Origin of the sequence: Pseudoalteromonas sp. 1_2015MBL_MicDiv (genome assembly GCF_002407505.1) — a bacterium.
GTDB lineage: Bacteria > Pseudomonadota > Gammaproteobacteria > Enterobacterales > Alteromonadaceae > Pseudoalteromonas > Pseudoalteromonas fuliginea.
Genome location: NZ_CP012737.1, coordinates 2,118,489 through 2,135,068 on the forward strand (window position 1 = coordinate 2,118,489; position 16,580 = coordinate 2,135,068).

General features: G+C 38.7%; 9 protein-coding genes. All 9 read right to left on the reverse strand.

Going from position 1 to position 16,580, the window contains the following annotated elements:
- Positions 1-13: 13 nt before the first annotated feature.
- The 9 genes from AOR04_RS09595 to AOR04_RS09635 all read right to left on the reverse strand — a co-directional run bounded on the left by AOR04_RS09595 (position 14) and on the right by AOR04_RS09635 (position 16,570).
- On the reverse strand, positions 14-253 hold the full coding sequence (locus AOR04_RS09595) for a glutaredoxin family protein (protein WP_002961779.1): 240 nt from the start codon (positions 251-253) through the stop codon (positions 14-16).
- Positions 246-2,363 carry a bifunctional 23S rRNA (guanine(2069)-N(7))-methyltransferase RlmK/23S rRNA (guanine(2445)-N(2))-methyltransferase RlmL gene (gene rlmKL / locus AOR04_RS09600; protein ID WP_007375734.1) on the reverse strand — a complete coding sequence of 706 codons (2,118 nt, stop codon included), beginning with the start codon at positions 2,361-2,363 and terminating at the stop codon, positions 246-248. Before rlmKL ends, AOR04_RS09595 begins: the two co-directional genes overlap by 8 nt.
- Positions 2,364-2,815: 452 nt before the next feature.
- Positions 2,816-3,346, reverse strand: a complete 531-nt coding sequence (locus AOR04_RS09605; RefSeq protein ID WP_007375733.1) for a cell division protein ZapC — start codon at positions 3,344-3,346, stop codon at positions 2,816-2,818.
- Between the two features lie 122 nt (positions 3,347-3,468).
- Complete coding sequence (gene pyrD / locus AOR04_RS09610) at positions 3,469-4,479, reverse strand: quinone-dependent dihydroorotate dehydrogenase (RefSeq protein WP_096793195.1); 1,011 nt, start codon at positions 4,477-4,479, stop codon at positions 3,469-3,471.
- A gap of 119 nt (positions 4,480-4,598) precedes the next feature.
- Positions 4,599-9,440, reverse strand: a complete 4,842-nt coding sequence (locus AOR04_RS09615) for an NAD-glutamate dehydrogenase (protein WP_096793196.1) — start codon at positions 9,438-9,440, stop codon at positions 4,599-4,601.
- Positions 9,441-9,649: 209 nt separating this feature from the next.
- Complete coding sequence (locus AOR04_RS09620; protein ID WP_096793197.1) at positions 9,650-11,971, reverse strand: efflux RND transporter permease subunit; 2,322 nt, start codon at positions 11,969-11,971, stop codon at positions 9,650-9,652.
- Positions 11,971-12,966 carry a WD40/YVTN/BNR-like repeat-containing protein gene (locus tag AOR04_RS09625; RefSeq protein WP_096793198.1) on the reverse strand — a complete coding sequence of 332 codons (996 nt, stop codon included), beginning with the start codon at positions 12,964-12,966 and terminating at the stop codon, positions 11,971-11,973. The genes AOR04_RS09620 and AOR04_RS09625 overlap by 1 nt, the downstream gene beginning before the upstream one ends.
- Before the next feature lie 126 nt (positions 12,967-13,092).
- Positions 13,093-14,457 carry a DUF1329 domain-containing protein gene (locus AOR04_RS09630; RefSeq protein WP_007375728.1) on the reverse strand — a complete coding sequence of 455 codons (1,365 nt, stop codon included), beginning with the start codon at positions 14,455-14,457 and terminating at the stop codon, positions 13,093-13,095.
- A gap of 13 nt (positions 14,458-14,470) precedes the next feature.
- Positions 14,471-16,570 (reverse strand): DUF1302 domain-containing protein, encoded by a 2,100-nt coding sequence (locus AOR04_RS09635; protein ID WP_096793199.1) that lies wholly within the window; start codon positions 16,568-16,570, stop codon positions 14,471-14,473.
- Between the last annotated feature and the right edge of the window lie 10 nt (positions 16,571-16,580).

The window sequence follows — 16,580 nt, forward strand, 5'->3', positions numbered from 1 at the left end:
TTCTTATTTGCTCTTATTCTGCTTGTGCTAAAAATTCGCGCACAGAGTGTAAAGTAAAAGGCCAATATAATTTCTCGCCTTTTTCACTTTTTAATACAGGAATAGTAATTTGATACTCAGCAATAAGCTGCTCATCAGTCATAATATCGATTAGTAATAACTCACTGTTGTCATTTAGTACATCAGTGATAAGTTGCTCAGCTTGCTCGCACAAGTGGCAACCATCAGTATGATATAAAATCCATTTAGCCATGCGTAATTAGCCAGCTATTATGGATTTTTTTATTACGTTTGAAGTCTGGTGATAGTGTTTTATCTGAGATATTAACGGCTTTTAAACCTAAACCAATCAGGCCAACTTCATCCATTACAAAACCACGTTTGTTATTAGAGAAAATCAAAGTACCTGATGGACTTAAAATCTTTTTAACCCACGTTAATAATTTAATGTGATCGCTTTGCACATCAAACGCGTCTTTCATACGTTTTGAGTTTGAGAACGTTGGAGGGTCTAAAAATATCAAATCATATTGTGCTGTCGCATGCTCTAACCACTTTAAACAATCTGCTTGTTCAAAACGGTAACGTGTATTACTGATATTGTTTAAATCGAAGTTATCTTGGCCCCATTTTAAATAGGTTTTAGATAAATCAACTGTTGTAATTGCTTTAGCGCCACCAAGTGCAGCATGCACAGAGGCAGTACCTGTGTATGCAAACAAGTTTAAAAAGCGTTTATCTTTTGCATTTTCTTGAATATAACGACGCATTAAACGGTGATCTAAAAATAAACCTGTGTCTAAGTAGTCAAATAAATTAACTTTAAACTTAGCACCAAACTCTTCAACTACCATAGTTCGGTTTTGTTTAGACATGGCCGTATACTGGTCTTCACCCTTTTGCTTTTTACGCACTTTTACAGCAATATTTTCAGGCGAGATATCAAGTTGTTGCGAAGTCAATGTTATTACGTCTTGCAGGCGTTTTTCTGATGTTTTTTCATCAATTTCTTTAGGCGCTGCATATTCAAAAATAACCGCTGAATCACCGTAAATATCTACAGCAACATTGTACTCAGGGATATCCGCTTCATAAACACGATAAGCGTCTACTTTATTTTGTTTAAGCCAGTTTTTTAAGCCTTGCTTATTCTTTTTCAATCTATTTGCGAATGACGTAGAGCCTTCAAAATTAAGCGCTTTTTTATCATCGGTGGTCAAACTTACTTGCTTATCATCTAATTGATATAAGTTGAGTTCAACATCAAGTGGGCCATTTTTAAACTTATAACGCTTAAGACGCACAAGTTTTAAAAGTTTAAATAAGCTCTCGTCCATACCCAGTAAGGCAAGTTTCCAATGATTAAAGTGCTTTTTAAAGCCAACACCTAAATTACGGTGTAAATCAACAAGCTCAGCCATAGAACCAATACGCTCACCATAAGGTAAGTTTGAAATTACCACACCAGGTAACTTAGCAACGGCTGTAAGCTTAGTGGCATCACTTTGCTTAAACTTAATAACATCATCAAGCTCAGCCCGTTTGGCATTATCAATCGCTTTACTTAAAACTTGTTCATCGTAATCGTGGCCAATTAACCACAATTTAGGGTCGGTAATGTTAGCAAGTAACTCTTCTTTAAGTTCTTTAAACTTAGCGGCTCTAAAACTGGGTAAACGTTCAAAAGCAAAGCCTTCACGGAATAATCCCGGCGCTTCGTTTCGTGCCATGCCGGCCGCTTCGATTAAAATAGTACCCGCACCACAACATGGATCGAATAAAGGCTGTTTTACATTATCAAGCCAACCACTTCGCTTAATTAGTGCAGCAGCTAGGTGCTCTTTAATTGGCGCTTTACCTTGGCCTTGACGGTAACCACGTTCAGACAAACGAGGGCCAGAATAGTCAATATACATAGAAACGCCGTAACGATTTAGTCGTGCAACAACACGTACGTTAGCGTCTTGCTTATCAACGTTGGGACGCTGCTCGTATAAATCATTAAAATAATCAACAATCGCATCTTTTATTACAAGACCAGAAAATTGTGTGTTTTTTAATGAGTCATTGGTACCGTTGAAGTCGACAGCGAATGTTTGAGTAGGTCCAAACCACTCTTGCCAAGGTTGCGATCGCGCAAAATTATACAGGCTATTTTTGTCATCTACGCCTTCTTTTTCTTCAATAAGCATAAGCACACGCGTTGCAAAACGACTTGATAAACAAACCTTTTGCGCCAGTAATGAGTCAGCCTCAAAACGAACAGAACCAACAGTTTGCTTAGACACAGTTGCGCCAAGCTCTGTTAATTCATCAACCAATAAATTTTCGATTCCGATAGAAGTAAGTGCGATAAATTGCAAAGTAATAACCCTTAATAGCTAATTGCGCAGGATTATAACATAGGTTGAGTGACATACACGCCATAAAGACACGCTTAAAAACTTAAATTTGATGAGGGTCTGTTGAACTTTCAAGGTTAAATTTGCAGCAGTCTGTTTGGTATTTAGGCAAGGCAGAGCCTATGCAGTGTAGTCATTCCCCATAAATGGGCGATAACGTAGCATTAAAGCCAAACAGGCGCTGCCCAAACGGTTCTTCCTAGGGGCTATTTACTCTTTGTTGCCTAAGTGGGTGTAGGTAAGGGGCGTGAGCAGGACGCGGAAGCTTTGCTCGGTTTTACTTATTCTTACATGGATGTAAGCCAGTATGGTAACGAAGGAGCAGTTACCGAGCCCACTAGGTTACAAATCTCGCGCCGCGATTAAATAGCCCCTAGTTTGAACAAATTTCAATCCGCAAAGATCAGCAGACCTTAGGCGGTTTGACTTTGGTATTGCTGATTTAGGATGGGGTGGACTCGATTATTCAAAATACGGATTACTTCAAATTGTGCTAAAGATAAGTTTTCGTCCAATTTAAATGTTTCACTTAGATTCAAACAAATAGATGCATCAGAGCAGTGCTCTACAATTAAGAAATCACCCGATTGCGCTTTAGATGTTAATTTTACTATTGCCTCTACGCTTGGCTCTGTCCCGGTGTATTCTTCAAAAAACCAACTTTTTGCTAAAACGGGCTTTAAGTGATACTTAACAGCGGTCGCATTTAGCGATATTTGACAAACTTGAGCCGCAGTCCACAATTCAAATCCATCAAGGTAATTATAAACTTGCTCGTAAAATGCCGCATCTTCGAGGCTAAAGCGTGGATTCTTAAAAACAGAATCCGTTAACTGTCTTAACTTATAAGGCGTACATAATTGCATATCGTCATTTAAATCAAGTAATAAACGGTTTTTATCAGGACAAGCAATCCACTGCCATTGCTTTGATGCTTGTAACATTTACTCCTCCTTGGGTTTATTAAAATAATTAGACGTTGCTTAGAGTATAACGGCTTCTGACCATTTTTAAAATGCTTGCTTAGAACATTTATCGAACGATCAAAAGCTTAGATAACTGATCCTTATAAGCCGTTAACGATCGTCTTTACCAATTGTGGACCTTTGTAGATGAACCCAGTATAAACTTGAACTAAATTTGCGCCTGCATCTAACTTTTCTTTTGCAGATGTAGCATCGTCAATACCGCCTACTCCGATGATTGGCAACTTACCTTGTGTTAAGCGCTTTAATTGGCTTACGACCTCTGTAGAGCGCATTCTAACAGGGTGACCTGACAAACCGCCGGCCTCTTCTGCATATTGCTGCCCCATAACTGCAGCTCGTTCAAGCGTAGTGTTAGTTGCAATCACACCATCAATTTTATTATTTAAAAGTGACTCACTTACTTGCTCTATTTGTATTTGATCCAGATCCGGCGCAATTTTTATCAGCATCGGAACTTGCTTATTGTGTTTAGCTGCTAGATCAAGTTGCTCGCTTTTAAGGCTTTGCAGTAAATCATCAAGCGCAGCACCATATTGTAAATCACGAAGTCCAGGGGTATTTGGTGATGAAATATTTACCGTAATGTATGAGGCATGCTCAAATACTTTACGCATACAGTGAATGTAGTCATCTTTACCTTGCTCATTAGGTGTATCTTTATTTTTACCAATATTGATACCGAGTATCCCACTGTACTTTGCCGCTTTTACGTTAGCGATTAAGTTATCAACGCCTTTATTATTAAACCCCATGCGATTAATAATTGCATTTGACTCTGGCAACCTAAAAATACGAGGTTTATCATTACCCACTTGAGGGCGCGGTGTAACCGTACCGACTTCGATAAAACCAAAGCCCATTTGGCTAAATGCATCTATACATTCAGCATTTTTATCAAGCCCTGCAGCAAGCCCAACTGGATTTTTGAATTCAAGGCCTAAAAAATTAACTGGTTTGTCTGCAATACTTTGCGACCAAGCGGCACTTAACGGTGTGTTAGCGAAGCGACGTAAGTTACTTAGAGCAAACTCATGCGCCCACTCCGCATCACGGGTAAACATAAAACGGCGAGCTAAATCGTAAAACATGAATATAATCCTCTATTAAAATACAGACAAAAAAATACCTCAGACAAGGCTGAGGTATTGTATAACAAAATAATCAATTCATTTATTTTTTGTGGAATAAAAACAAATGAAAGGCTAAATTATTTTCCTGAAGTATTACAATTATGGCTCAATAACATTAATTCACGAAGTGCTACAGAGAACTTAGCAAAATCATGACTTTGTGAAGTTTTAAATTCAGCCAACATCTGTTTCCAACGAAGTAATAATAACTCTTGGTTATCCATCCATTCATCTATTTGACTATCAACATCTTTTTCATCAGCTTCAAAGCTATTTAATACTACTTCAGCTAACGTACGTTGTTGCCAATCTAGCTCTTCACGGTAAGAAGAACGAGCAAGCGCTTGCCAATGGTTTGCAACCGGTTGATGGGTAATTTGATCTAAGAACCAATGCAGCCCCATTCGCGCACCAAGTTTAAAGTACGTATTAGATACCATTGAGATACCTCGGCCCGAACTATTCGCAATTTCCGCTAAGTCCATTACCGAGAACAAACTTGATAATGCCACAATTCGCTTAGCGATAGCTTCCGGTACACCACTTTCAATTAGCTTATTAGCTTCTTGTACTATGCGATCATTTTCTTTTTCAACAATATAAGTATTTAAGTTTTCACTTAAATCTTTGAATGTTGGTGCAAAGTACTCAATTCCTTGCTCAATCGTTTGCGCCTTATTACGATGACGTAAGAACCAACGTGTAGTACGACGCACAGTACGACGAAGTTGGTAAAGCATCTCAGTTTGTACAGCTGCTGGAATCTTATTATCTAATGCGCTTATAGAAGACCATGTATCGCGCATTTCAAAAATTTCACTGGCAATTGAATAACACATAGCTATTTCAGCTTCGCTTGCGCCAGTTTCTTCATGCATACGTACCATGAAGTTTAAACCCATATCATTAACGATATTGTTAGCAAGTTTAGTTGCAATAATTTCTTTACGTAGTGGATGGTTGTTCATCGCATCGTTAAACTTCTCACGTAATGGCCGTGGAAACGATTTGACGAGCAGCTGGCGGTAATATGGGTTTTCAGTAATTTCATCACTTACTAAAGACTCTTTTAATACCATTTTAGCGTAAGACACGAGCACTGAAAGCTCAGGGCGAGTTAAGTCTTTACCTGCGGCTGCACGTTCTGCCAATTCTTCATCACTAGGAATGAACTCGATAGCACGGTTTAGCTTGCCGTCTTTTTCAAGTGCATGAATAAAACGTATTTTTTCTTTAAGAGTAGAGGTGCCCTTCGATTGCGTAATTGAAATCGTATGCGTTTGACGATAACAATCTTTAAGCACTAATTCAGAGACTTCATCAGTCATTGAATAAAGTAGTTCATCGCGTTGTTTGCGGGTTAAATCACCTTCCGCAACTAAGCCATTAAGTAAAATTTTAATATTAACTTCGTTATCAGAACACGCAACGCCCCCTACGTTATCGATAAAGTCAGTGTTGACACGCCCGCCTTTTGCTGCAAACTCTATACGGCCAAGTTGAGTTGCGCCTAAGTTACCGCCCTCACCTATAATTTTTGCACCCAACTCATTACCATTAATGCGAAGTGCATCGTTTGCACGATCTCCAACATCTGCATCAGTTTCTTTAGAGTTTTTAATGTACGTTCCGATACCGCCATTCCACAGTAAATCGAAGTTCATCATTAATGATGCTTTCATTAATTCGTTTGGTGTCATACTTGCTTTTTTAGTGCCAAGCATTTTTTTCATTTCAGGGCTTAATGTTATTGATTTAGCCGCGCGAGAAAAAATACCTCCACCTGCAGAAATAAGGTCTTTGTTATAATCTTCCCAAGATGAGCGCGGCATATTAAATAGACGTTCGCGCTCTGGGTAAGATGTCGCTGCATCTGGGTTAGGATCAATAAAAATGTGCATATGATTAAATGCAACTTGTAAACGAATATGTTTAGACAACAACATACCATTACCAAACACATCCCCTGCCATATCGCCTATGGCGACCACTGTAAAGTCGGTAGTTTGACAATCGATATCCATTTCACGGAAATGACGCTTAACTGATTCCCATGCACCTTTAGCAGTGATACCCATTTTCTTGTGGTCATAACCAACAGAACCACCTGAAGCAAACGCATCACCTAGCCAGAAGTTATATTCATTCGCAATACCATTTGCAATGTCTGAGAAGGTGGCTGTCCCTTTATCAGCCGCAACTACTAAGTAAGCATCATCTTCGTCATGACGAACAACATCTCGAGCTGGCACTATTTCACCACGTTCAATGTTATCTGTAATATCTAATAAGCCGCGAATAAATATTTTATAACATTCTTGGCCTTCTTTTATAAACGCTTCGCGTTCAGTCGGTAGCTGTTTACATACAAAACCACCTTTAGAGCCAACAGGTACAATTACTGTATTTTTAACTTGTTGCGCTTTTACCAGACCAAGGACTTCTGTACGGAAATCTTCACGACGATCAGACCAACGAAGTCCACCACGAGCCACCTTACCATAACGTAAATGCACGCCTTCAACACGTGGGGAGTAAACAAAAATCTCAAATGCAGGAAGTGGCAATGGTACATCAGGAATTAGACTAGGTTGAATCTTAAATGAGACATAAGATTTAAACTGACCTTGTGCATCTTTTTGATAATAATTAGTACGAAGCGTTGCAACAATCATATCAACGTATAAACGTATAATTCGGTCATCATCAAGGTTGGCAACATTTTCAAGTTCTAGGTAAATTTGTACTATTAATTTCTCAAGTGTTTTAGCACTAGCCGGGGCTTTAATTGAGAACTTTTTAGCGAACAAATTAACTATTTGCGCAGCAATATTTGGGTAATTAGCAAAAGTACTTTCAATATACGTTTGCGAGAACGTAACACCAATTTGACGCATATATTTAGCATAAGCACGTAAAATAGAAGCTTCACGACCTGCTAGGCCACCCATTAAAACTAAACGGTTAAAACCATCGTTTTCTAGACGGTTGCCCCAAACATTTGTTAATGCAGCGCGAAAACGTGCTGAAATTTTATCAAAGTCAGCCATTCCTTTGCTGTCTATTAGCATAGAAAAATCCATGATCCAATTAATACGACCATCACTGGTTTTAACTGAATATGGCGTTTCGCCAACAACACGTAGACCAAAGTTTTCAAGCATTGGCATAACATCAGATAAATGAATTGGCTCATCTTTATGGAATAAGCTTAATCGTACAATATTGCTATTAGCTTCTTCTTGTGGACGATAAAACAACATTTCTAGTTTATTTTCGTCGGTCAATAATTCTAGTTTTTCAATATCTACAACTGCGGCACTGGGAAGCACTTCATCCTTATATGAACGTGCAAACGCATTACAGTATTTACGGTTTAAATCGTTACCGCGTGCTTCACCAGCTGATTCTAAAAGCGCAGACTGCAACTTGTCTTCCCAAGTACGCGCAGCTTCTATTAAATTATTTTCGATGTCTTTCACGTTATATTCAATATTGTTATCGGTCACACGAACAGTGTAATGGGTACGCGCCAGTGTTGACTCAGAAAAGTAAGTAGTAAATTCGACTTTGTTGTCAGAATTAAATGCGTTGCCTAAAATATCTTGCGTTTCACGACGAAGCGCTGTGTTGTAACGTTCTCGAGGAACATAAACCATACATGAGAAAAATCGGCCGTAAGCATCTTTACGAACGAATAAGCGACACATGTCACGCTCTTGTACTTGTAAAACCCCCATGGCAACTTCAAGTAGTTCGTTTTCACGCGCTTGAACTAGCTCGTCGCGGGGATAGGTTTCTAAAATATTTAAAACCGCTTTGTAAGCGTGTGTGCCTTTAGCAAAATCACATATCTCCATGATGCGGTTAATCTTACTCTTTAATACAGGGACATCCGCAGCGCTATTATTATAAAAACTTGAAGAAAACAACCCAATAAAACGGTCTTCGCCAATTACATTCCCTTCATCGTCAAAACGCTTTATACCAACATAGTCAATATAAGCGGGGCGATGTACACGAGAAAGTGAATTGGTTTTTGTTAAAATTAATAAATTACTGCTACGCGCTTCTTGGCGTGCTACTTCTGGTAATTCTGATAATAATCGTGTGTGTTCTTCAGTTGAATTTTTCATCAAGCCAAGGCTAGTGTCCATTTTACCTTTTAATTGGTAATCACCTTGCACAGGGCTTAATTCATATTCGCGATAGCCCATTAGTGTGAAATTATCTTTAACTAACCAATCTAAAAACTCTACCGTTTCGGCAACTTCGTTTTCATTTTTATTGTGGCGACGCTTAGGTAGCTCTTTGGTGACCGCAATTAATTTTTTACGAATAGGCTGCCAATCTTCAACTGCAACGGATACATCAACGAGTACTGATTCTAATTCTTTTTTGAAAGACTCAATTACAGAAGAATCTGTTTGACGATCAATTTCAATAAAGAAAACCGTTTTAGTCGACGTCGATTCTTGCTCTGCTTTTAAATTAGATAAACCCGATATTTTCGTGTTTTTGTCACGTTGAATTTTAAGTGGGCTATGAAGTAATAAGTGAGAGGCGATATTTTCACGAGTCATGGCCATACGCACTGAATCTACTAAAAAAGGCATATCTTTAGCAATAATTTCAACAATTGTATGCGATGACTGCCAGCCATCTTTAGCCACTTCGGGATTGAAAACGCGGATAACAGCATTATCAGTTGTATTCTTTTCTAGCGAATTCCAAAGGCTTAGTGCAGCGCCATATAAGTCACTATCGTTACGATTAGCCAAATCCTCTTTAGACATGTTGCTGTACAAGGCTTTGGCGAATTTTTCAACGAGTAACACATTATCAGCGTGAACTTTTTTTTGGATCAGCTTACAAACATTATCTAGGATAACCGAGGCTTGGCCTTCATTTCGTGTCATTGTATGTTCCTTAATCTATTACTGCCTAGTGGCAGAATATTTGTACAGCCATTTATTAGCGTGGAGTCAGTTAAATTCTAACCCTTTTACAGCTAATAAACAGCCTTTTCGATGAAAACATTTTAAGCTTTTCAGCTATTTGGTCATCTATTCACAAATTATAGATATAAATGGCCATTACTGGCCATTAAGGAGCAAAATTATTCACTTTATTTCTTCTGGTCAGTCCAGAGTAAGCTTCCAATCGCAGGTAATAACAGTACTGCACCTAACATATTTACTAAAAACATAAAGGTAAGCAGTATTCCCATGTCTACTTGAAATTTCAAATCAGAGAAAATCCATGTGCTAACACCAATTGCAAGCGTAATACCCGTAAATAACACGGCACTACCACGTTCAACCAATGCATTGCGATAAGCAACACTCAGTGGCACGTTTTGTTTAAGCTGCCCCATCATTGATGACAGGATATAGATGCCATAATCAACACCAATACCGACTCCTAAAGCAATCACCGGCAATGTAGAAACCGTTAAGCCTATTTCTAGTTGAACCATAAGTGCTTGAGCAAGTGTTGATACAATATAAAGTGGTAATACCACAGCAATCGTTGCTTTTACGCTTCTGAAACTTAATAAACATAAAATAATTACTGCACCATAAACGTATATCATCATTGGTATTTGTGCTTCAGATACTGACTCATTTGTTGCAGCCATTACCCCAACCGGCCCTGACGCTAATTTAAAGGCTAATTTATCAGTGCCCTCTTCTATTGAAAACTGTTTAACGTTTTCAATTACGCGGTCAATCGTTTGTGCTTTGTGATCATCTAAAAAGATAATAACAGGCATAACAGAACAATCACCATTGAGTAAACCCGTACTCGTTTCTACTCTTGAAGTGGATTGCACTAAACTAGCAGAATTTCGTGGAAGACTTTGCCACTTAAGGTTACCTTCGTTATAGCCTGCATTAACTGACTGCGCAACGGAACTCAAACTAACAACTGATTGCACGCCGACTACATTTTCAACTTTATATTGAAAGCGACTAATACGCTCCATAACATCATGTTCAGTACACGCTGCAGGATAGGCCTCAACAATGACCTTTAAAATGTCAGATGAAATTGTATATTTATCTGATATTAAGAAAGTATCTTGATTATAGCGAGCGTCTTGATGAAGGGAAGGTGCTCCGGCATGTAAATCACCTATGCGCATTTTATCTGCTTGCCAATAGCCCAAAGCAAATAACACCAAAGTAAAGCCTATAATCATTTTAGCAATTTTAGGATCGGTTGCTTTAACGAGTATGTCACGAATCGCATCAAGCAGATTTGGTTTATCCGCATCACCTGATTGAATATGCACACTGCCTTCAAATTTCATGTAAGAAGCCCAAACAGGCAATAAAATTAAATTAGTAAATATAATAACCGCAACACCTAAACTGGCTGTTATTGCCAGCTCACGGATAATACCAATATCAATGGTCAATAATGTTAAAAAGCCAACAGTGTCTGATAAAAGTGCAATACCACCTGGAATAAGTAACGTTCTAAAACTTGATTGACAGCAAATCCTAGTACTTTTCCCTTCACCTACTTTTTTGCCTATTGCATTGATCATCTGCACACCATGACTTACGCCAATAGCGAAGACTAAAAATGGCACCAAAATAGACATAGGATCAAGGCCAAAGCCTAAACTCGAAAGTAAACCTAGCTGCCAAATAACAGCAATGATGGAACACGCAATAGGTAAGATCGTTAACTTTAAACTACCACAAAACAGCCAAACCATAATAAAGGTAAAGGCGATAGCAATGGCAAAAAATACGACTACCCCTTTTGCGCCTTCAGCTATATCACCAGCCATTTTTGCAAAGCCAATAATATGAATACTTACTTTGTCTGTACTTAAAGGCTCTCTTAAATCACTTTCTAGCTTTTGTGCAAAAGCTAATGTGTCTAATTTTTGTTGTGTTTGAGGATCTGTTTCTAAAAGTTGAGCCGTTACCATCGCGCACGAATAATCGCTGGCAATCATACGCCCTACAACTTTTGCTTTTTCAATGTTTTCCTTTACTACACCTAAACCACGCGTATCTGCTTTAAAGTTTGCCGGAATAATTGGACCACCTGCAAAACCATCCTCGACTACTTCAACAAAACGAGCGCTGGGGGAGAATATAGAATTTACTAATGGACGGTTTACTCCAGGTATAAAATAAAGCTGATCATGAACCGCTTTTAGCTGAGTAAAAAATTCTGGATTAAATATATTACCACTGTCGTCACAGACTGAAATAAGAATACTGTTTGCACCACCAAACTGCTTTTCATGCTTGGTATACACTTTCATATAATCGTGGTTTAACGGGATATTTTTATTAAACGATGCATCAAGTTGAATTTGCGTTGCTTTAAATACAAGTAAGCACGTTATGAGTGCAAAGCTTATAAGCATGATTAAGCGATGTCTAAAAATCGCTTTTTCTATTAAATCTAAAATCTTATGCATTAAGGGGTCAACTCCTTCACTTTAATGCCATCTTCTGTAGCCATGATTAGGTTATTATTTATAATCACACCATCAAGTATTGCTTTACCATCAGCGAGTTGCTCGTGAGTAAGTAACCCATCTTGTAAATGAAAAATAACTCCACTGTTGGCCAGCATTAACCATTGTTCATTGTTATAATTAATGATGCTGTTAACGGTTGCAGCTTTTACATTTTCTAAATGCTGCCACTCTTGCTCCCCTCGTTGTTTCGTAAATACGTTACCGCGTAGACCTGCAACAACTTCTTGTTGTTCATCTGAATTAAACGCAAAAAAGGAACCAGGGTAAATTTCGTCTAAACGCTCCCAAGTAACACCATTGTCAGAACTTCTGGCCATTAACCCCATTTCACCAACGATTATTAATCCGTTAGTCGTTTTTTCTATACGATTAAAATGCGGTAAAATTGAAGCTGTTTCAGCCTCATAACCTTCAGGATCATTTTCTTTTAAATCATTTAAATAATCGCGATCATCACTAAATAACAAAGAGTCTAAAAAACGCTTTTGCCAATGCTTTCCACCATCTGTGGTGTGGTAAAACATACCATATGCGCCAACGGCAAAGCCTTGTAAATCGTTTTCAAATAAAATATCTAAACACGGTTTATCTAATTCAGGTTTTACTTGTTGTAATTGCCAATTAAGACCACCGTCAGTAGTATTTATGATTGTTGCATCGTGGCCACACGCCCATCCATTATTTTCGTTACTAAAATCAACGGCAGTTAAGAGCACTTGAGTTGGAACTAGCTCAGCTTGTTGCCATGAATCACCCGATGTACTTTTAATAACAGTACCGTGTTTACCAACAGCAATTAAGCCATTACCCGTGTTAGTTATATCGGTGAGTAAGGTTTTAGCTGCATTTGTTGCACTGATTGCATAGTTAGGGGCTTCTTGTGCAACACTCGCACCGCTTATTATCAGGCTGGCATATACCAAATACTTCATAAATTTTAATCGCCTTGTACGAGAGAGTTGTTTGTCTTTTTACTAGGGAGTGCGTTGCGCGCTGTAAGACAAACGCGATGAGAAAGGAAAAGGCACTTAACATATTGTTAAGTGCCTAGTTTAATACTATCTACCTGCGCGACGTAAAGCACTTGAAGTAAATTCGTTATCGTTAAATGACTGTGAAAAATCGTACATTTTTTCTTGGTTATCTAAACCAATTGCTAAATAACGACGAGAGTTCAAATCATGGTAAACCTCAAGCGTACTCCACTGTGTAGGTACTTCGTAATAGTTAAGGCCATAAGCCATTGCTACACGATAAAGTTGGTCGCGGTTATCATAAATATCAGTGACCTGTACCTGCCAGCTATCTTCATCAATGTAAAATACACGTTTTTTATAAATATGGCGTGTATCATCTTTCAAGTTAGCTTCAACAACCCATACACGGTGCTTTTCGTAACGTGTATGTTCTGGATTAATATGACCTGGTTTTAAAATGTCATCATATTCAAGTTTGTCACTATGTAGCTTATAGCTATTATACGGCACATATAATTCTTGCTTACCTTTTAACGTCCAATTGTAACGATTAGGCGAGCCATTAAACATATCAAAGTCATCGGTAGTACGTAAGCTATCCGCTGCAGTACCTGGTGCATCATATGCCACGTTAGGTGCGCGACGAACACGTCGTTGACCTGAGTTATACGTCCAAGCTTGGCGTGGTGTTAATATTTGGTCCATCGTTTCATGAACTAATAACGCTGTACCCGCTAAACGAGCAGGCTCTGTTACTTTTTGTTTAAACTTAAACAAAATGTTTGAGTCTTGTAGCTCAGCTGGTGTTGCGCTTGGGTCTGAATATTTAACTAATAATTGCTCATCAAAGCCAACATAATTGTAAGAACCTGATGCGGTTGGTGCAGCTTGTCCACCAAAACGCTCAATAGATTGGCCACGATAGCGCAATAAGTGATTCCAAATTGCCTCTAAACCAGTTTTAGGGATAGGGAAAGGGATACCAATTGCAGTATTTTTAATCCCGTTACCACCTTCAACTAGCTCTGCCGTTGCTGCAAACTTTTTCGTTGCATCATAAACAAATTGAGGATACGAAGCAGAACGACGTGTTTCGTATACTGGCATTTTGAACGTGTCTGGATACGCTTCAAATAAAGCAATTTGCCCGGGGCTTAAATTTGCTTTGTATTTTTCAATATTACTTTTATCAATAGTGAAAAGCACTTTATCTGTTGAAAACGGGTCAAGATGATGCATACCAGGTTCATAACCTGCTGGCGCAGATGTAATCCCGTTATTCCATGCAGGAATAGAACCATCAGCATTGGCTGATTTTTCTGCACCCATTGGCGTTAAATCTTGGCCTAAGTGAGCAACTTCATCAGCACTTAATTTGGCTAATGCCGCGCTGCTTGCAAACAAGCTACAAAAAGCAGTAGCAATGAGGGTAGGTTTTTTAATCATAGTAATGTTACCCCTAAATAGAATATTTTAAATTGAAAGAAACGTAATCGCGGTCTGAGAATGTATTAACACCACCGCCGCCCCAAAAGGAGTTATAGCTCACATCAAGTGACCATGCATTTTGGTAATTAAAGTTCATGGTAGCACCTAAAGATTTACGGTCTTCAATAAACAAGAACATAGGATCTGGTGTATTACCATTTACGTCATGAGAGAAAACAAAACGTGGTGAAAAGTTAATACCATTGTAGAGATTAAAATAATCACCTTTAGCAATTAAGCGGTAACCCCAAGAAGAAGCGGTTGCAAAAGACTTTTCTTCAGCACCATTTGATAAACCAAGCTGTAGCGTTGAATAATCGGTAGTACCTGGACCCGTAATTGTTCCACTTCGGCCAGTGCCAGATACATTTAAGCGCATTTCATCGTATTCAGGCATATTGTGAATTTTTACAGCGCCCACTTCACCAACAACAGCCCAGCTATCAGCACCTAACGAAGGGCCAAATAAATGGGTCGCAGTGAACTGAATCTGTGATGTATCACGTTCAATATAACCTTGGGCAACTTCACCTGGGCCAACTGAGCTTATAGCATCACCAAAACTCATTTGCGAAATACCCGCAAAATCAGGACGAATACCCGCAACAGCTAACTGTTCAGGCATTGCTGTGTAGAGTAATTCTACGTCATCAATTTGCAGTGGTTCATCTTGACGAAAAGCAAATTCACCGGCAAAGGCTGTTTCGCCTATCGTGGTATTAAAACTTAAACCGTATAATTTGATATCTTCAGGGTAATCGTTTTCCGCTTTAGAGAAAGCAGTTAAATCAGCAACATTATCAGACGTAATTTCTGTTGTCATAATCATTGCTAAATCTTGTGCAATAGCTGCTTGAGTAAAGTTTGATACACGACCAGATATAAGCGGACGACGACTATGATAATTCACATGATACAGTGCAATTTCAGTATCATTAAATTCAGGCAAAAATACACCTAAACGTAAACCGTATTGGCCGCCATCTTCAGGTTCTGTTTTACCGTTACCGCCTTTACCTTTAAGTGCAACTTTAGTGGGGTAAGCAAGGTACATTTGAGCAAGTAAAGCACTGCCTTCAGCACTAGATGGATCAATCCCCTGTGCAGCTGCCGCTAAAGCAAAGTCAGATGTTAGGTTGTTTAGACTATCAGTTAAAAATGCAACATCAATATCAGGGTTAGATGTAAAACCTAACTGAACATTTTGCTGATAACCATTTTCTGCCGCAAAGTCATTAGTAGAAAAGTACGTACCTGCTGCAGGCAAACGCGTTTCTTGCCATTGATACTGATAAAAACCTTCAAGCGTAATATTGTCTGTTATACCCAATGAAGCCCATAACATGCCCACCGGAATGAATGCCTCTTTAAGCTCAGCACCAGGTGCTTTTAAACGATCTATATCTACAGGGTTTACATTAATACCATGAGATATAAGCGTACTTTCGCCCCAGTTGACAACTTGCTGACCTAAACGCACTGATAATGGGTTGTTACCGTCATTTAAATCAAAATCAGCCCAAACAAACGCATCTAATAAACGAATGTCGGCGCAGCTTTGTGCTTTAGTATCTTTATCGTCACATGGGTCAACACCTTGACCTGATGTAGGATTAGCATATGCATGATTGCCATCCATTAAGGCAAAATCATAAAAATACATAAAACGTGTAAACAAACCGTAGTTGTCTTTATTTATTGAAAGGTCGTGTGTACCTTTTAATAATTTAGAAAATGAATCACCACTATCGAAATTCAAATTACCCGCGTCACCATTATTTGAGTAAGAGCCTGGTTGAGCCCACACATCTTGAGATGAATAAACGGTATTACTTAACGCAGGATTGTAACCTGCCCAGTTAAACGCGGGGTTATTACTTTTACCAATTAAGCTAAAGTCTCGGTCTTCTACACGGACACTTTGCCCATATGAAAAGGTTGAATCGAAGGTAATATCAAACCCTCCGGCTTCAAATGTTGCAGCTTGTACATTAGCTGTTGATAAACCAAGGCTAGCGACTGCTAAACCTATAGCGATTTTATTTTTAACAAAAAGCGATCTTCTTATCATTTTTGGTTCC

What these genes read in the sequence shown, in the direction of transcription:
- AOR04_RS09630 (WP_007375728.1), bottom strand. Translation starts at nt 14,457, where the DNA reads ATGATTAAAAAACCTACCCTCATTGCTACTGCTTTTTGTAGCTTGTTT.
- AOR04_RS09620 (WP_096793197.1), bottom strand. Translation starts at nt 11,971, where the DNA reads ATGCATAAGATTTTAGATTTAATAGAAAAAGCGATTTTTAGACATCGC.
- pyrD (WP_096793195.1), bottom strand. Translation starts at nt 4,479, where the DNA reads ATGTTTTACGATTTAGCTCGCCGTTTTATGTTTACCCGTGATGCGGAG.
- AOR04_RS09605 (WP_007375733.1), bottom strand. Translation starts at nt 3,346, where the DNA reads ATGTTACAAGCATCAAAGCAATGGCAGTGGATTGCTTGTCCTGATAAA.
- AOR04_RS09615 (WP_096793196.1), bottom strand. Translation starts at nt 9,440, where the DNA reads ATGACACGAAATGAAGGCCAAGCCTCGGTTATCCTAGATAATGTTTGT.
- AOR04_RS09635 (WP_096793199.1), bottom strand. Translation starts at nt 16,570, where the DNA reads ATGATAAGAAGATCGCTTTTTGTTAAAAATAAAATCGCTATAGGTTTA.
- AOR04_RS09595 (WP_002961779.1), bottom strand. Translation starts at nt 253, where the DNA reads ATGGCTAAATGGATTTTATATCATACTGATGGTTGCCACTTGTGCGAG.
- AOR04_RS09625 (WP_096793198.1), bottom strand. Translation starts at nt 12,966, where the DNA reads ATGAAGTATTTGGTATATGCCAGCCTGATAATAAGCGGTGCGAGTGTT.